Here is a 15,245-nt window from a genome sequence, read left to right as displayed (position 1 = left end):
CAACGCGGTCGGTGGGGCGCTCGCCGGGGACGCTCGACGGGGCGGGCGACAGGCACGGGTGCAGGATGCATCGCCAGCGGGGGGGGTGGGCCGGGTGGCGCCGTTGACGCCCGGGTTGATCACAGCTGGCGCGCCTGCAGGTGCTGAACAGCAATCGGTCGGGTCGCGACCGCCACGGGCGGGTGGCCCTGGTTGAAGGTCGCGTACTGCAGGCGGTTGTTGCGTGCCTGTTCGACATGCGCGAGCTGGGCGGGCAGAGGGCGGACGTGCGTCTCCCGCATGGCTGCGAACTCGCTCGGGGTGGGCCGGACGGAGAGGCCGCCGCGACCACCGTTGTAGCTGACGTGATTGTTGTTGACCACGTTCTGGATCACGACTGTGTTGTAGGTGTTCGTGATGTTGACGATCTTCACGTTCGTCACGGCGCGGTTGTAGCGGAACTGGTCGTGATCCCAGTAGCCGCCATGGAAGCCCTGGCCGGTGTAGCCGAAGCCGTACGGGACGCCGCCGTAGAAGCCGATATGCGGTCCCCAGTAGCCGTGGTGCCAGCGGTAGAGGCCGGCGAAGAAGCCCCACCAGCCGGGCGTCCAGAGCGCGCCGGTGTAGGGCGCGGCGACCCAGGCGCCGGGCACCCAGTAGTAGCCGTAGGGGCCATAGGCCCAGTAGCCGGGGTTCCAGAGATAGCCGGACGAGGGGCACGGGGGCTGGCCGTAGACAGGCAGAGGGGGCGGCGGCTCAGACGCCTGGATACCAGCCTGGTAGCCGGCCTGGTAGCCGTCGCCGTACGCATCCTGCTGATAGCTCTGGTTGTCGTACGCGTTGGTGGTCTCGTAGGGGCTGTTTTCGTTCGATCCGCTGTCGTAATCGGCGTAATCCGCCGCATTGGGTCCGTCGTCCTCGGCCGGCTGCTGGTCCTGATAAGCGCGCTGTTCCTGCGGCTGCGGGGCGGCCTGTGCTGCGTAGGACTCCCGGGCCGGGGCGCTCTCCCGACGACGCGGGGGCGCGGACTGGGCAGGCGTGGGCGGTATGGTCGGCGTGGCGCCCAGGGTGGCCTGTTCTGCTGGCTGATTGGTGGGCGCGGGTCCGTAGGTGCCGTCACTGAGCAGGACTTGGCCGTGGCCGTTGGTCGGGGCGCCGGGATCGGCCTGGGCGGCGTTCACGTCGGCGGGGTCGACCGGGTTGTTCTTCTGGCAGCCGCTGATCGAGAGCAGGGCGGCCATGCCGAGCGCGACGGTGCCGGCGAGGCGCAGGCGGTTCGAGCTGCTGGTGGCGGCGCGGGGGCGGCTGGCGATCGGGCTGTACGTGCGGTCTTGCATAGGGTTACGGACCCTCGCTGGTGGGCAAGGTTGTCCTGTTTTCTCTCCGAAAAGCACCTAAACGGTACAGCAACGGGGTGGTACGGGCTATGGTTCTTCGGGGTCGAGGTAATCGTGGCGATTACCTCTGAAGGGTTTGCGGGCCTGCCAGGTAATTGGGACGATTACCTCTCAAAGGGCGGCTGCCTTATGCGGGCGTGATTGAGGGTGACTGCGCCGGGCCGGTTATGCTGATGAGCGATGGCACGTATTCTGACCGCGGCGGTACTGATCCCGCTGGTGATCCTGCTGCTGTTTCGAGGGCCGTTGTGGCTGGTGACCCTGGTCGCGGGCCTGGTCGCGCTGCTCGCTGGCTGGGAGTACCTGGCGCTGGCGGATGCGAGTGGTGCGCGCACGCCGCGCATTGTGGTGCTGATTGGGCTGGCGGCGCTGTTTGCGGTCGCCTTCTACCGGCCGGACATGCTGACGGCGAGCCTGGTCGCGCTGTCGCTGATTTTTTTTTGCCGTGATTGCGTTTCGCGCGCCGCTCGAGCGGGTGCTGCTGGATACCTCAGCTTCGGTGTTTGCGCTGCTTTACATCGGGATGGCGATGATCACGTTGCCGCTGATTCTGGCCCAGGAGCAGGGGCCGTCGCTGCTGCTGCTCTTGTTCTGCGTGGTGTGGTCGGGGGACATTGCGGCGCTCTACGTCGGGCGCTCGTTCGGGCGGCGCAAGCTGGCGCCGCGGCTGAGCCCGAACAAGACCTGGGAGGGCAGCGTGGCGTCTGTCGCGGGCAGCATGATCGTGGCGGCGCTGCTGTTTCTGCTGGCGATGCTGATGGCGCGGCACAGCCTGACGGGGCTGTCGTATGGCGGAAGCCTGGGGCACTGGCTGCTGCTGGCGGTGCTGCTGAATATCGCGGCACAGGTGGGCGACCTGGTGGAATCGGCGCTGAAGCGGGGTGCGAATGTGAAGGACTCCGGCACGCTGCTGCCGGGTCATGGCGGGGTGCTCGACCGAATCGATGCGCTGCTTCTGGCGGCGCCGGTGCTGTGGATTGCGCAACTGGTGCAGCAGAGCTTTTTATGACGCCGAGACCTGCAGGACGACGGCTGTTTGCGGGCGCACTCGCAGCGATGGCGCTGATGGCCCTGCCGACCGGCTGCACGACGGGAGCGGCGGAGTTGCAGCGTGCGCAGCAGATCCTGACGGCCGGGGTGCCCGACGACGCGACTCCGAAGCAGGTGCTTGCGTATCTCGATCGCCAGCACATCGAGCACACCCAGTACGAGCGCTACAACATTCACGCAGTCATTCGAGAACGCAAGGCGCCGTACATCTTCGAGCGTGATTACACGGCGGAGTACCGCTTCGACGCGCACGACAACCTGGTCGAAAGGGTGGTCGCGATCAAGTACGGGGTGTTCTGAAGCGGTTCGCGACGCGGGGCGGAAGCGGCATACTAATGAGACGCATGGAGAAGCCACACTGTTGAAGCGCATTGCCATCCTGGGATCGACGGGTTCGATCGGCACCAGCACACTTTCGATCGTGAGCCAGTATCCGGAGCGTTTTGCGGTCGCTGCGCTGGCGGCGGGGCGGAACGTGGAGCTCGCCTTCGAGCAGTGCGTGCGCTGGCGGCCGACCCTGGTGTCGATGGGAACGCCGGAGCTGGCGGATGCGCTTGCTGCGCGTCTGCGAGCCGCGGGCGTGAGCGGGGTCGAGATTGCGAGCGGCACGGAGGGCAGTGTGCGGGCGGCGACGCTCGCGAATGTGGACTTCGTCGTCTCGGCGATCGTGGGCGTGGCGGGGCTGGAGGCGACGTATGCGGCGGTGCTGGCGGGCAAGCCGGTCGGCCTCGCGAACAAGGAGTGCATGGTGGCGGCGGGCGAGATCCTGACGCGTGCAGCGGCGGAGCGCGGTGTGCCACTGCTGCCGATCGACTCCGAGCACAACGCGATCCACCAGTGCATGCGCGCGGGGACGCGGCGCGAGGTGAAGCAGATCTGGCTGACGGCGTCGGGCGGCCCGTTCCGCAACCTGCCGCTTGCGGAGTTCGAGCACATCACGGTGGGGCAGGCGCTGAAGCACCCGACCTGGGTGATGGGGCAGCGGATCACGATCGACTCGGCGACGATGCTGAACAAGGGGCTCGAGATCATTGAGGCGTGCCGGCTGTTCGACCTGCCGCCGTCGCAGGTGAAGGTGACGGTGCATCCGCAATCGACGGTGCACTCGCTGGTGGAGTATGTGGACGGGTCGATCCTGGCGCAGATCTCGGTGACCGATATGCGGCTGCCGATCCTGTATGCGCTGAGTTATCCGGAGCGCGTGCCGAGCGAGTTGACCTTCGACATGAGCGCGCTGGCGGACCTGCATTTCGAGCAGCCGGACTTTGCGCGATTCCCGTGCCTGCGGCTGGCGTACGAGGCGGCGGAGCGGGGCGGCGCGCATGCGATTGCGCTGAACGCAGCCGATGAAGTGGCGGTGGCGGCATTCCTCGAAGGACGTATCGGGTTCCTCGGCATCCCGCGTACAATTGAGGCAGTGTTGGCAGCGACCCCACCCAGTCATCCGGCGACGATTGCCGAGGTGCTGGCCGTGGACGCCGCGTCCCGCGCGCGGGCCGAAGCGGCCGTTGCGGGTGCGGCGCTGGCGGCAACGTAAGTTGTTTTGCGACGCGCCGAAAGCGGGCGCGGCAGGCTGCACACTCGAGCTACCCCGGAAAGGGTCCTCAGCCGTCTCTTCTCTATGCCCTTCGTCGTTATCAGCATCCTCAGCACTCTGCTTGTGCTCGGCATCATGGTTCTGGTGCACGAGTTCGGTCACTTCGCCATGGCCAAGCTGTTCAAGGTCAAGGTCGAGGTGTTCTCGATCGGCTTCGGTAAGCGGCTGCTCGGCTTTCGCGTGGGGGACACCGATTACCGGTTGAGCCTGCTGCCGCTGGGCGGCTACGTGAAGATGCAGGGCGAGCTGGGCGGCGACGGGATGGTGCCGATGACTGGCCCGGAGGCGACGGGCGAGCTGGTGCGGGATCCGGGTGACCTGAACTCGAAGCCGCGCTGGCAGCGCGTGCTGATCGCGGTTGCGGGCCCGGTCGCCAACTTCATCCTGGCGCTGGTGCTGATGTCCGGGCTGTACATGATGCACCACGAGGTGGACGCCTACCGCTCCGCGCGGCCGGCCACCGTGGATTACGTACTGGCGGACTCACCCGCGGCGAAGGCGGGGCTGCAGGCGGGCGACCGCGTCGTGCGCTATGAGCAGGTCGAGAATCCCACATGGGACGAGATCGGTCTGCGCTCCGAGTTGAACATGGGGCAGACGGTGCCGGTCACCGTTGAGCGCAACGGCAAGGAAGAAAAAAGCTCTCTGGCGGTGACGAGTCTCCGCAACCCCGATGAGTTCAGCTTTGCGACGATCGGCACGGTGCCGCAGATGCAGAGCACGCCGCTGCTGGTGAACGCGATTGAGCCGGGGATGCCGGCGGGCAAGGCGGGTCTGAAGGCCGGCGATAAGCTGCTGGCGATCGATGGGCACCCGCTGCACTCGGCGACCGCGGTGCTGGCGTACCTGCAGTCGAAGCATGGCGCGCCGGTCGACGTGGAAGTGGAGAGCAACGGCACGACGCGCACGCTGACCATTACGCCGCAGCTGAACACGACGAGCGAGGGGAACAAGGTGTACCAGCTCGGCTTCTCGCCACAGCCACCGCCGTTCCGGGTGGAGGCGCTGCCGCTGCCCGCGGCCGTGGTGCAGTCTGTGCAGTTCAACCTGAAGAACTCCGGGCTGATCCTCGAAGTGCTGCGCCGGATGCTGACGCGCCACATGGCCGTGCAGAACCTGAGCGGGCCGATCGGCATTGCGCGCGAGACTGGCCTTGCCGCGATTCAGCCGGGCTGGCAGCCGATCATCGGCCTGATGACGATCATCAGCCTGAACCTGGGCATCTTCAACCTGCTGCCGGTGCCGATTCTCGATGGCGGCGTGATCCTGCTGCTGCTGATCGAGAGCGTGCTGCGGCACGATCTGGACCAGAAGTTCAAGGAGCGCATCTACCAGGGCGCGTTTGTGCTGCTGCTGTTGTTTGCCGCGTTCGTGATGATCAACGACATCACGAAGCTGTCGCAGCTACCCAAGGTCAAACCGTAAGCGATGGCGCAGCCGGTCTCTACCGGCGCTGTTGCGCCGCCCTCCACGCGCAGCCTCGATCGACGGCCTGATTCGCGGCTGCGCAGTGCGGTGACGACGGTCGTCCTGCTGATCACGGCGGGATACACCTACCTCGACTACTGGAACTACAGCCGCAGCTGGCATGCGGGCGGCACGGACTGGCTGGACCTGCTGGCCGGGCGCGGCTTTGCGCCGGCGCAGTATCGCATTGGGGTGATCCGGCTGGCGGCGCTGCTGGCAGACCTGACGCACACCGGGCTGAGGCACATGTTTGCGCTGATCGACGGCTTGTCGCTGCTGGCGAGCCTGCTGCTGCTGTTTCACTTCCTGATGGATGACAGTAACGGCGACGGCGACGATATGTCTGCCGGGGATGCGCGCCGTGAGGAGCTGGTGCGGTGGCTGAAGGTCAGCCTCGGCTTTGGCGTGGTGCTGGTGTACCTGTTGTGGAGCTTCTGGTACCAGAAGCCGGAGACGGATCCGACGCTGCTGCTGCTGGTGCTGAGCGCGGCGGCGCTCCGCTCACGGCGCGCGGTGCTTGCTGCGCCTGCGCTGATCCTGCTTGCGGCCGTGGGCGCGACGGTGCGCGCGGATGCGATGGTGGCGTTCCACCTGGGGTGCCTGCTGGTGTGCGTGCTTCCGCAAGGGAGGTCCTTACCGCTGGGGCGCACGGTGCAGGGGATCGCGAGTGGGCTGGCCGCGCTGGCTGCGGCCGGCGTGCAGTACTGGATCATGCACCGGTTGTATCCCGGTGCGCCGAAGCAGGTGGAGTCACTGCAGTTGCTGCACAACCTGATCTGGCCCGAGGGCTACCTGGCGATCGTGCTGGCGCTGTTTCCGTGGTGGCTGACGCTGTGGCTGGCCGGGCGGCGGTGGGCGGCGCTGGATGGTTGGTCGCTGGCACTCGTCACCGCGTCGGTGGCGCATTTCGCGATGTTCTTCACGCTGGGCACGGCAGTGGAGGTGCGGGTGTTTCTGCCGTACGCGCTGCTGGTGGTGCCGCTCAGCGCGCGGCTGATCGCAGGGAGCATCGCGCGCGAGCCGCTGCCGGCACCGGTTGTCTGACCCTACTTGCCGTGGCGGTCGATGAAGGTGGTGGTGGGGCCGCCGTCGCGGTTGGTGTAGGGGATGGGGACCCACTCGTAGCCACTGCCCAGGGTGCGGATGTGGCCCACGCCGGGGAATGACAGGTGAGGCACGGCGATGAGTGTGCGGTCGCGGGCAAAGCGCGGGAACACTTCCTGCCGAAGCAGCGCTGCCTGCGCCGGCCGCACGTCGTAGACGATCGTGACGCTGGGGTCAGGGAACTGCACGGCTGCGACGTGGAGTGTGTCTCCGATGAAGACGATGCTGTCGCCGTGGTTGGTGACGGTGTAGAAGGTGCTGCCCGGGGTGTGGCCGGGGTGGATCGCGGCGGTCACGTCGGGCAGGACCTCGCCATCGCTCGCGAATGCTTTCACATGGCCGGCATTGAGGTAAGGGCGAAGGCAGAGCTCCGCCTGCTTGAAGTAGGACAGATCGTAGTGGGCCTTGGCGGCGTTCGAGGGATCGAGGAAGAAGTCCAGCTCCGGCTGGCTGATGTGAATCGTGGCATTGGGGAAGGTGATGCGCCCTGCATGGACCAGGCCGCCCATGTGGTCGTCGTGTGCGTGGGTGAGGAGGACGTCGGTGATCTGCTCTGGCCGGACGTTCGCGGTGGCGAGGCTCTCGAGGAGGCGCCCGCCGAGGCCGGGGCCGAAGAGGTCGCCCGATCCGGTATCGACGAGGACGGTGTGGCCCTGATCGCGGAAGAGGTAGGCATTGATGGAGGCCTCGACCGGGTTGGTGAGGAAGGCGTCGTGGAGCAGGGCGTCGGTCTTGTCCGGGGTGGTATCGCGCAGGAGGGTGTGCAGGTCCTGCGGGACGGATCCGTCGGAGAGCGCCTGGATGCGCAGCTCGCCCACCATGAAGGAGAAGGCTTGCGGTCCCTGAGCGACGGCCGCGGACGGCTGGGACGCAGCCAGAGCGGCCGTCGAGCCGCCGGCCAGCAGCAGGGCGATGCAGGCGATGCGGGAGAGGAGGGGGAGGCGCGTGCGTGCTGCCATCTTGTTCAACATGTGTTTAAGTATAGCGTGTACTTCAATGCTTGTTGAATAATGGCAGGATGCAAGCAGCACGCGGCATAGCGAAGGACAGCCCTGACAATGCGATCGCGCTGGGCGAGGTGCTGGACGCACTGCGCGACCCGATCCGGCTGGAGATTGCGCGGCGTCTGGCTGGTGGCGAGAAGATCTGCTCTTCGTTCGCCGACCTGGGGTCGCCGAGCGGGTTGAGCTATCACTTCCGGCGGCTACGCACCGCGGGTCTGACCAATACGCGCAAGGCGGGCACGTGCAAGCTGATCTCGCTTCGTGCCGCGGAGGTGGAGCGGGCCTTCCCCGGTGTGCTGACGTCGATCCTAAAGGTGGCGGAGAAGGCAGCCGAGCGGCAGAGCCCAGCGAAGAAGCCGAAGTCGCGGTCGCGCGCAGGGGACCAGTAGACTCGCTCTATGTCCGACGTGCATACCGTCTCTATCCGCGTCCGCTATGCGGAGACCGATCAGATGGGTGTTGTCTATCACGCCAATTATTTCGTGTGGTTCGAGGTGGGGCGGGTGGAGCTGATGCGGTCGCTCGGCTTCGAGTACCGCCAGCTGGAAGAGCAGGACGCCTGCTATCTGCCGGTGGTGGATGCGCAGTGCCGTTACAAGTCGCCGGCACGGTATGACGATCACCTGCGGCTGGAGACGCGGTTGCTGAACATGCGGCCGTCGCTGGTGCGCTTCGGCTATCGCCTGCTGCGCGATGCGAGCCATGCGCCAACGCTGCTGGCGGAGGGCGAGACGGTGCATGTGGTGGTGGATCGCGCGATGCAGAAGCGAACGCTGCCCGAGCGGCTGGCCACGGCGCTGCGAGCGGTTGCGTCCACGCCGACGCAGGGTTGAGGGGGAGTACACACTTCGTCTCCTTGTGCTCTACAGCGCGGACGCGCTATCTATGAGCGCATGAAGACCTTCTCCCTTGCGCTTCTCGCAGTTGTGCTGCTCTCGGCCGCGTCGCCGGCTTTCGCTGCACGTCACCACCGTCATCATCATCACCACGCGCACCACGCCTAAGCGCGTGCAGGTGCAAATGAAAGAGGCAGGACCTTAAGTGGCCTGCCTCTTCTTCGTGTGTGGCAGATTGCTGGAGGGATCTAGACGAGCAGGTCGCGGGGCTTGATGTGCTCGCGGATGAAGGTGACGGTGGCGTCGAGCGAGGTGCCGGGACCGAAGATGGCGGCGACGCCCTGCTCCTTGAGGAAGGCGACATCCTGCTCGGGAATGGTGCCGCCGACGATGACGAGTACGTCGTCCGCGCCGCGTTCTTTGAGCAGCGAGGTGACGCGCGGCACGATGGCGTTGTGCGCGCCGGAGAGGATGCTGAGGCCGACGCAGTCGACGTCTTCCTGGATGGCGGCGTTGACGATCATCTCCGGGGTCTGACGCAGGCCGGTGTAGATGACCTCCATGCCGGCATCGCGCAGCGCGCGCGCGATCACCTTGGCGCCGCGATCGTGGCCGTCAAGCCCGGGCTTCGCAACGAGGACGCGGATGGGTGACCCGGTCGGTGATGTGGGGGTGTCGCTCATCGGACAGCGGAGAATACCACAGCGGGCATGCGGCGCGGGCGGATCACGCGGCCTCCGCATCGGTGGCAGCGTCGTCGCCGGCGATGAGTTCGAGCTCGCCGGCATCCTCGACGGGCGCGGTGCGCGAGATGCCATAGCGCTCCATCAGCTCCGGCGCATAGCGCGCGATGTCGTTGCGCAGGCGCAGCAGCGACAGGTCCTTGGCCTTCGACTCGAGCATGACGTCCGTGTCGAGGTGAGCAATGGAGCGCAGAAACGGGATCGTCTCAAATGGATTGTTGTAGTCGGCGTGTCCGGTCCAGACGGGCGGCTGCAGCACGGTCTCGAGCAGGCCTGTCTTGCGGTTCTTGCGCTTGAGCTCGCGCATTTCCGTGCGCGCACAGGAGTAGTGGATCTTCGGGCGCACGCCGGTGGGCCACGTCGCGAGGAAGCGCTCGAGCGTGGGTAGAAGGGGCAGTCCTTCGGGGTTGAAGCACCAGTGGTGCTGGTAGTCGAAGACGAGCGGCACGCCGGTGCGCTCATGAATCGAGAGCACGTCGGCGGCGGAGAAGCGAATGTCGTCATTCTCCAGCACGAGGCGGCGGCGGACGCGCTCGGAGAGACGCTGCCATGTCCTGCACCAGCGCGCGCAGCCGGAGGTGCGATCGCCGTAGGAGCCGCCGACATGGATGACGAGCACGGCCTCGGGTCCGCACTCCATGAGGTCGAGCATCTCGGCCTGCGATTCGAGGTCCGCCATCGACTTGCGCGTGAGCGTCTCGTCTTCGCTGTTGAGCACGATGTACTGCGAGGGGTGGAACGAGAGCCGCAGGTTCTGCGCGCGGGCGATGCGGCCGATGTGGGCGAGGTCGTCGCGCGACTCCTCGATCATGCGGTGGAACTGCGGCATGTCCGGATGCGTCTGATAAGGCGCGAGGTCGGAGGACATGCGGTACATGTGGATGCCGTGCTCGCGCAGGTACGCGAAGATGTCGCAGAGGTAGCCGAGCGAGACGCGGAGGTGCGGATTCTGCTGCCAGCGGCGCGTGTCGTTGCTCTTGAGTCCGGGCCGACCCATCACCTTAACGGCGAAGCCGAGACGCATGGCGTCGGCAGGGAAGCGGGGTGCGTCGGACGCGTCCAAAGAGAGCGAGGCCGGATCGGGGCAGCGGAAGAGCGGGTTGGCTTCGCGCTCGGCTGCTTCGGCGGCCTGCTGCTCCTTCTGGCGGGTGCGTGCCTCGACGAGCGCAGCACGCTTCTTCGCGGCGCGTTCGCGGGCCTGCTTTTTCTTGAGGCGCTCCTGCTGTGCGGGCGTCAGCTCAGCTTGTTCCTTCGCTTTGCTCGCGCCTTTCGCCCTGGCATCATGCTTGGTCACGAGGCTCGCTCCAGTGCAGGCTGCGTTGCCAGCAGTTCGGGGCCGAAGCCGAGCTCGGCGACGAAGTCATTCCACAAGCCGAATGGCAGCGCGCCGCCGGAGGCCTGATCGTGACCACCGCCGTAGGTCGCGTCCGCGCCGGGCGGTGTGCGGCGGCGCAGGAAGTCGAGCAGTGGCACGCCGTCGGGGGCGCGTCCTGCGAAGTGCACGTAGCCGGGACGGAAGCCGAAGTTGACGCCGAAGACGACGCTCTGCGGGAAGCGCGCGCGCCAGGTTTGCGCAACCAGCGGATGCACCTGCACGGGCGTATCGATGCGGATCGCGACGAGTTGTGCGCCGAGCTCTTCGCGATAGCGGTCGGAAAAGTAGGGACGCGCGCGGCGTGCTTCGGCCAGTGCCGCATTGACCTCGGCCTTGGCGTGGGTCAGCGCTTCCAGTTCCGGTGCGGCGCTCTTGAGGATCTGCTTTGGTGTTGCGCCGGTGAGCAGCAGGGCGAGCGCGGGGCTGGCGTCACCCTCGGCGGTGCGGCGGGGTGCGTTGAGGAGCGAGGTGAGCTCCTTGAGCGCGGTGGCGCCGAAGCGCTCGCGTGCGAGGGCAAGCTCCGGGAAGGGCGCGCGCTCACCGAGATCGGAGAGCAGCGAGATGCCCGCGAGCCACAGCAGATCCTCATTGCGTACGGGGTCGAGTGCGAGCGCGCACCAGTACGCGAGCAGGCCGGTAGTGGCCGTCGGCTCTGTGCCATAGGCGGTGAGCAGCGTGGCGTCGGGCGGCGTGCCGAAGGGCGCATGGTGGTCGATGAGCAGGGTGGGGATGCCGGGGAGCAGCGGCTCCGGCCGTGCGCCGAGGTCGACAACGAGCAGCGCCTTCGGGTCGAGCGCGGCGATGCGGCTGCGCACCTCGGGCATCCATGCGTTTTCGAATTTGCGGCGTGGTTCGGCGGTGACGTTGAGATAGCCGGCGCGATGTAACGCACGCATCAGGATGGCGGCGGCGGGCAGGCCGTCGGCATCGGCATCGGTCAGGATGTGGAGACGGGTTGCGAAGCCCTGGGGCAGCGCGTCGAGAAAGCTTCGGAAGAGGCTGCCGGCAGCCGCACGATCCATGTGGGTGGGATTCCGCTCACCCGCTGTGCTGTTGCGTGGGCTACGCGCAAACGGGTGTCACACGATGTTCGTGCGATCACTGCTCACCCAAGCTGCGCGGCGGGAGGGAGTGCGTGTCTGTGGCGGTGACGAGAGACGAAGGGAGGCGGCGGAGCTACTTCTCCGTCACTTGTCTTCCGTCATCGCGGGCGACTTACTTGTCGCGGGCGACGACGAAGTCGGGCATCCAGAGCAGGGCGCGGCGCTCGTCGCTCTCGGGCAGGTCGGTGAGGGAGACGCGGGCTGCTTCGGCGTAGCGGAAGGCCGCCGCGAGCGCGTAGTCGACGGAGCGATGCCGCTCGAGGATGGCGAGGATGTCGGCGTGGGAGACGTGCTCGAACGACTCTTCGGTGAGCACGCGTTCGATGGCGGTGCGCTCCGCCGGGGTGCCGTGCGCGTAGGCGTGGATGACGGGCAGGGTGGCTTTGCCTTCGCGGAGGTCGCTGGCGACGGGCTTGCCGAGGGTCGCCTCGCTGGCGGTCAGGTCGAGGACGTCATCGACAATCTGGAAGGCGATGCCGAGGTTATGTCCGTAAGCGCCGAGCTGCGCTTCGAGGGCGCTGTTGACGTCGGCAAGGACGGAGCCGAGGCGCACGGAGACGCTGAACAGGCAGGCCGTCTTGCGATGGATGAGCTGGTAGTACTCCGTCTCGGTGACCATGCGGCCGAGCGTTTCGGTCTGGAGGAGTTCGCCTTCGACCATCTGCTGGGTGAGGCCGATGAGCAGGTCGAGGACCTTGAAGTTGCGCTCTTCGAGAGCGATGCGGAAGGCCTGCATGTAGAGCCAGTCGCCGGCGAGGACGCAGCGGGAGTTGCCCCAGGTGGTGTTGGCGGAGGGGCGGCCGCGACGGGTGTCCGCGGCGTCGATGATGTCGTCGTGGACCAGGGTGGCGGTGTGGACCATCTCGACGACGGCGCCGAGCCGGATGCTGCCACGGCCGGTGTAGCCGAGGGCGCGGGCTGCGAGGAGCAGCAGGGTGGGGCGGATGCGCTTGCCGCCGCCCTCGCGCAGGTAGCCGGCGATTTCGGTGATGGCCTGGACGGAGGAATCGGAGTCGCGTGCCAGCTCCCGCTCGACGGCCCGGAGGTCGTCCCGCAGCAGCTCGAATACCTCTTTCGCTGTCCCAACTGCCTGTGTGCTCACCTGGCCGCGGCTCCCTCTCCCTTAGTGTAGACGCTCAGGCACCGGCTGCCCGGCCACTGTGATGAGGCTTCAATTGGACCGGTAGTTTGTGAACTGGAGATCGAGGCCGAAGTCGTGGCCGCGGAGCAGGGCGATAGCCTCCTGCAGGATGTCGCGGTCTTTTCCGGTGATGCGCACGGTTTCGCCCTGGATCGAGGCCTGGATCTTCTTCTTCGAGTCCTTGATGACCTTGACGATTTCCTTCGCCTTGTCGCCGGGGATGCCCTGCTGAAGGGTGATCTTCTGGCGGACGCTCTTGCCCATGGCCTGCTCGAGCTTCTCGAATTTGAGGGACTTGAGCGAGATGCCGCGCTTGACCATCTTCTGCTGGAGGATCTCCTTCACGGCGTCGAGCTTGTACTCGTCTGCGGAGGCGAGCTGGATGGTCTTGTCGCCATCCTCGAGCTTGATCTCGGAGTTGGAATCCTTCAGGTCGAAGCGGGCGCGCACTTCCTTGATGGCCTGGTCGATGGCGTTGCGCACCTCCTGGATCTCGACTTTGCTGACCACATCAAACGAATTCTCGGCTGCCATGTCTTCCTTTCGTCGGCGGCGGAGAGAGCGTCTGTTCACCCCGCTGCCAAAGTTTCGATTCTAGGCTATGCGGCCGGTCCGACTCTCCAGGAGATGCAAGCAGGGGGATTGGCGGCACGCAACGGGATCAGGCGGTGCCGTAGTTTTTGCGGATGATCGCGCCGAGGATCAGCAGAAACGCGAGCAGGCGGACGAGGTACACGTAGGCGCTGCCCTCGTTCGGATGCGGCAGCAGCAGGATCGAGGTGCGATTGATGGCCTCGATGAGGAAGGCGAGGCTGAACGCGAGGAACAGGGCATCGCGCGTCTCTCGCCAGAAGCGATAGAAGAAGCCTGCCGCGATCAGGGACGTGGTCGCGATGACGCCGAGCAGGAATGAGGCCATCTGCATTTTCAGGCTCCTTCCCGGATCAGGCCGTAGACCAGCAGCAGCATGGAGACGGCTGCCGTGGCCAGGCGGAACAGGTACAGGTCGCGCTGCGGGATGAGGATCAGGTCCACGAAGATGAGGAGGTTCGAGAGCGCGAGGCCGAGGAAGCAGAGGCCGCTCCACAGCAGGAGCCGTTGGCGGCCGCGGCTGTAGCCACGCAGCAGCAGGATGGCGCAGGCGAGCGCGACGAGGGTGCCCAGAATGTAGACGGCGCTGGCCATCATGGCTTGTCCTTTTTGAACCGAAAGGCACGCGCAAAGTCGAGCACACCGGGCGAGGCCTTGGAATGGATCATGGACGCGATGCGCACCAGTTCGCGGCGATAGAGGGCCTCCACGTCCTCGATGAGCTGGTCGCGATCCTGAGACGAGACGGCGTACTGGTAGCGAATGGGCGCCTCCCCGCTGGTGGCGACAAGCTGGCGCATGCGCAGCCCTTCGAGGATGCGCGACGCGACCTCCGTCTGCACATAGAGCAGCCCTGCCATCTCCTCTGCAGTGCAGCAGGAGGGTCGGCGACTGAAGAGGAGCAGGAGCGCTTCAAGGTGCGGCACTGTTTCGATCTCATCGAGGATGAACCGGTCAATGCGCGCTCTGCGGGCATCATCCATGCCGTGGCTAGCGTAGCTCTCCCGAGGTGGTGGCGGGCGACAGCTTCATCAGCCGGTCGAAATTCGCAGTGGTGGCGGCTGCGAGCTCGGCGGTGGCGATGCCGCGCAGGGCGGCCAGGGCGGCGGCTGTCTCGCTGACGTAGGCGGGCTCGTTGCGTTGTCCGCGGCGCGGCACTGGGGTGAGGAACGGGGCGTCAGTCTCGACGAGGAGTGCACTGAGCGGCACAGACTGCGCTGCGTCGCGAATGGGCTGCGCTTTGGGGAAGGTGAGGTTGCCGGCGAAGGAGATGAGGAAGCCGTATTCGATGGCGCGGCGCGCGTGCTCCGGAGTGCCGGCGAAGCAGTGCAGGATGCCGCCGAGACCGGTCTGCCGCCAGTGGCGATCGAGCAGCGAGAGTGTGTCGTCCCACGCGGCAGTGTCGCCGGTACCGGCACGCTCCGCGGCGCGGCAGTGGATGACGATGGGCAGGGCGTGACCGGCGGCGAGCTCCATCTGCTGGATGAACGCGGTGTGCTGCACGGTGCGGGGCGCCGTGTCCCAGTAGTAGTCGAGCCCGATCTCGCCGCAGGCGATCACCTCGGGCTGGCTGAGAAGCGTGTCGAGCTTCAGGAGCGCGGACTCGTCCAGGTTGGCGGCTTCGTCCGGATGCACGCCAGCGGTTGCGTAGAGGCGCGGCACATCGTCGCGATCGGCATACTGCCGGCAGAGGTCGACGGCCTGGTGCATGGTTGCGGGCCCGTCACCGATGCCGATCGAGAGCACGGTGCCGACACCCGCGGCGCGCGCGGACTGCAGCACGGCGTCGCGGTCCGCGTCATAGCGCGGGCTGTCGAGATGCGCGTGCGAGTCGGTGAGCAGCGGGGCAGAGGACATG

Annotated in this window: 18 protein-coding genes and 1 pseudogene; 8 read left to right on the top strand and 11 right to left on the bottom strand. The window is 66.6% G+C overall.

The features are described from left to right. Positions 1-119: 119 nt before the first annotated feature. A complete protein-coding gene (locus tag AC5IJH_RS09855) occupies positions 120-1,316 on the bottom strand; it encodes a YXWGXW repeat-containing protein (RefSeq protein WP_491902642.1) in 1,197 nt (398 codons plus the stop codon). Between the two features lie 240 nt (positions 1,317-1,556). Between AC5IJH_RS09855 and AC5IJH_RS09850 the strand changes: the two are divergent. The 6 genes and pseudogenes from AC5IJH_RS09850 to AC5IJH_RS09825 all read left to right on the top strand — a co-directional run. Beyond that, positions 1,557-1,772 (top strand): annotated as a pseudogene (locus AC5IJH_RS09850) (phosphatidate cytidylyltransferase); the annotation flags it as partial. 49 nt (positions 1,773-1,821) lie between these two features. Further along, positions 1,822-2,385 carry a phosphatidate cytidylyltransferase gene (locus AC5IJH_RS09845; RefSeq protein ID WP_491902641.1) on the top strand — a complete coding sequence of 188 codons (564 nt, stop codon included), beginning with the start codon at positions 1,822-1,824 and terminating at the stop codon, positions 2,383-2,385. Further along, positions 2,382-2,726, top strand: a complete 345-nt coding sequence (locus AC5IJH_RS09840; protein ID WP_491902645.1) for a hypothetical protein — start codon at positions 2,382-2,384, stop codon at positions 2,724-2,726. The genes AC5IJH_RS09845 and AC5IJH_RS09840 overlap by 4 nt, the downstream gene beginning before the upstream one ends. A gap of 61 nt (positions 2,727-2,787) precedes the next feature. Continuing rightward, positions 2,788-3,963: a 1-deoxy-D-xylulose-5-phosphate reductoisomerase gene (locus tag AC5IJH_RS09835; protein WP_491902640.1), complete on the top strand. Its 1,176-nt coding sequence runs from the start codon at positions 2,788-2,790 to the stop codon at positions 3,961-3,963. 84 nt (positions 3,964-4,047) lie between these two features. Then, complete coding sequence (gene rseP / locus AC5IJH_RS09830; RefSeq protein WP_491902639.1) at positions 4,048-5,448, top strand: RIP metalloprotease RseP; 1,401 nt, start codon at positions 4,048-4,050, stop codon at positions 5,446-5,448. A 3-nt stretch (positions 5,449-5,451) separates the two neighbouring features. Then, the gene (locus AC5IJH_RS09825) at positions 5,452-6,534 is read left to right on the top strand and encodes a hypothetical protein (protein WP_491902638.1); all 1,083 of its coding nucleotides are present in this window, start codon (positions 5,452-5,454) and stop codon (positions 6,532-6,534) included. Between the two features lie 2 nt (positions 6,535-6,536). On the opposite strand, the gene AC5IJH_RS09820 is transcribed toward AC5IJH_RS09825, so the two are convergent. Further along, on the bottom strand, positions 6,537-7,565 hold the full coding sequence (locus tag AC5IJH_RS09820; protein WP_491902637.1) for an MBL fold metallo-hydrolase: 1,029 nt from the start codon (positions 7,563-7,565) through the stop codon (positions 6,537-6,539). 47 nt (positions 7,566-7,612) lie between these two features. On the opposite strand from AC5IJH_RS09820, the gene AC5IJH_RS09815 reads away from it, so the two are divergent. After that, the gene (locus AC5IJH_RS09815; RefSeq protein WP_491902636.1) at positions 7,613-7,987 is read left to right on the top strand and encodes an ArsR/SmtB family transcription factor; all 375 of its coding nucleotides are present in this window, start codon (positions 7,613-7,615) and stop codon (positions 7,985-7,987) included. A gap of 9 nt (positions 7,988-7,996) precedes the next feature. Beyond that, entirely contained in the window at positions 7,997-8,431 is a 435-nt protein-coding gene (locus AC5IJH_RS09810) for an acyl-CoA thioesterase (protein ID WP_491902635.1), read from the top strand. A gap of 251 nt (positions 8,432-8,682) precedes the next feature. Here the strand turns inward: AC5IJH_RS09810 and AC5IJH_RS09805 are convergent, their stop codons facing one another. The 9 genes from AC5IJH_RS09805 to AC5IJH_RS09765 all read right to left on the bottom strand — a co-directional run bounded on the left by AC5IJH_RS09805 (position 8,683) and on the right by AC5IJH_RS09765 (position 15,244). After that, positions 8,683-9,117, bottom strand: coding sequence for a cobalamin B12-binding domain-containing protein (locus AC5IJH_RS09805; RefSeq protein WP_491902634.1), 435 nt, complete (start codon positions 9,115-9,117; stop codon positions 8,683-8,685). 43 nt (positions 9,118-9,160) lie between these two features. Then, complete coding sequence (uvsE, locus tag AC5IJH_RS09800) at positions 9,161-10,471, bottom strand: UV DNA damage repair endonuclease UvsE (protein ID WP_491902633.1); 1,311 nt, start codon at positions 10,469-10,471, stop codon at positions 9,161-9,163. After that, positions 10,468-11,574 (bottom strand): single-stranded-DNA-specific exonuclease RecJ, encoded by a 1,107-nt coding sequence (locus AC5IJH_RS09795; RefSeq protein WP_491902632.1) that lies wholly within the window; start codon positions 11,572-11,574, stop codon positions 10,468-10,470. The genes uvsE and AC5IJH_RS09795 overlap by 4 nt, the downstream gene beginning before the upstream one ends. A gap of 193 nt (positions 11,575-11,767) precedes the next feature. After that, a complete protein-coding gene (locus tag AC5IJH_RS09790) occupies positions 11,768-12,757 on the bottom strand; it encodes a polyprenyl synthetase family protein (protein ID WP_491902631.1) in 990 nt (329 codons plus the stop codon). Positions 12,758-12,826: 69 nt separating this feature from the next. Then, entirely contained in the window at positions 12,827-13,330 is a 504-nt protein-coding gene (locus tag AC5IJH_RS09785; RefSeq protein ID WP_491902630.1) for a YajQ family cyclic di-GMP-binding protein, read from the bottom strand. Between the two features lie 127 nt (positions 13,331-13,457). Then, complete coding sequence (locus AC5IJH_RS09780; protein ID WP_491902629.1) at positions 13,458-13,721, bottom strand: DUF5985 family protein; 264 nt, start codon at positions 13,719-13,721, stop codon at positions 13,458-13,460. Positions 13,722-13,723: 2 nt separating this feature from the next. Further along, positions 13,724-13,981, bottom strand: coding sequence for a DUF5985 family protein (locus tag AC5IJH_RS09775; RefSeq protein WP_491902644.1), 258 nt, complete (start codon positions 13,979-13,981; stop codon positions 13,724-13,726). Beyond that, on the bottom strand, positions 13,981-14,370 hold the full coding sequence (locus tag AC5IJH_RS09770) for a hypothetical protein (protein WP_491902628.1): 390 nt from the start codon (positions 14,368-14,370) through the stop codon (positions 13,981-13,983). Before AC5IJH_RS09770 ends, AC5IJH_RS09775 begins: the two co-directional genes overlap by 1 nt. A 7-nt stretch (positions 14,371-14,377) precedes the next feature. Further along, a complete protein-coding gene (locus AC5IJH_RS09765) occupies positions 14,378-15,244 on the bottom strand; it encodes a TatD family hydrolase (RefSeq protein WP_491902627.1) in 867 nt (288 codons plus the stop codon). Position 15,245 lies beyond the last annotated feature (1 nt).

The sequence above is a fragment of the Candidatus Dedyshia acidiphila genome, assembly GCF_051025295.1.
Taxonomy (GTDB): Bacteria; Acidobacteriota; Terriglobia; order Terriglobales; family Acidobacteriaceae; genus KBS-83.
The sequence above is the reverse complement of the archived record's forward strand: the minus strand, read 5'-3'. Positions and strand labels throughout refer to the sequence as shown.

What these genes read in the sequence shown, in the direction of transcription:
- AC5IJH_RS09855 (WP_491902642.1), bottom strand. Translation starts at nt 1,316, where the DNA reads ATGCAAGACCGCACGTACAGCCCGATCGCCAGCCGCCCCCGCGCCGCC.
- AC5IJH_RS09840 (WP_491902645.1), top strand. Translation starts at nt 2,382, where the DNA reads ATGACGCCGAGACCTGCAGGACGACGGCTGTTTGCGGGCGCACTCGCA.
- rseP (WP_491902639.1), top strand. Translation starts at nt 4,048, where the DNA reads ATGCCCTTCGTCGTTATCAGCATCCTCAGCACTCTGCTTGTGCTCGGC.
- AC5IJH_RS09825 (WP_491902638.1), top strand. Translation starts at nt 5,452, where the DNA reads ATGGCGCAGCCGGTCTCTACCGGCGCTGTTGCGCCGCCCTCCACGCGC.
- AC5IJH_RS09820 (WP_491902637.1), bottom strand. Translation starts at nt 7,565, where the DNA reads ATGTTGAACAAGATGGCAGCACGCACGCGCCTCCCCCTCCTCTCCCGC.
- AC5IJH_RS09815 (WP_491902636.1), top strand. Translation starts at nt 7,613, where the DNA reads ATGCAAGCAGCACGCGGCATAGCGAAGGACAGCCCTGACAATGCGATC.
- AC5IJH_RS09810 (WP_491902635.1), top strand. Translation starts at nt 7,997, where the DNA reads ATGTCCGACGTGCATACCGTCTCTATCCGCGTCCGCTATGCGGAGACC.
- AC5IJH_RS09805 (WP_491902634.1), bottom strand. Translation starts at nt 9,117, where the DNA reads ATGAGCGACACCCCCACATCACCGACCGGGTCACCCATCCGCGTCCTC.
- AC5IJH_RS09795 (WP_491902632.1), bottom strand. Translation starts at nt 11,574, where the DNA reads ATGGATCGTGCGGCTGCCGGCAGCCTCTTCCGAAGCTTTCTCGACGCG.
- AC5IJH_RS09785 (WP_491902630.1), bottom strand. Translation starts at nt 13,330, where the DNA reads ATGGCAGCCGAGAATTCGTTTGATGTGGTCAGCAAAGTCGAGATCCAG.
- AC5IJH_RS09780 (WP_491902629.1), bottom strand. Translation starts at nt 13,721, where the DNA reads ATGCAGATGGCCTCATTCCTGCTCGGCGTCATCGCGACCACGTCCCTG.
- AC5IJH_RS09775 (WP_491902644.1), bottom strand. Translation starts at nt 13,981, where the DNA reads ATGGCCAGCGCCGTCTACATTCTGGGCACCCTCGTCGCGCTCGCCTGC.
- AC5IJH_RS09770 (WP_491902628.1), bottom strand. Translation starts at nt 14,370, where the DNA reads ATGGATGATGCCCGCAGAGCGCGCATTGACCGGTTCATCCTCGATGAG.
- AC5IJH_RS09765 (WP_491902627.1), bottom strand. Translation starts at nt 15,244, where the DNA reads ATGTCCTCTGCCCCGCTGCTCACCGACTCGCACGCGCATCTCGACAGC.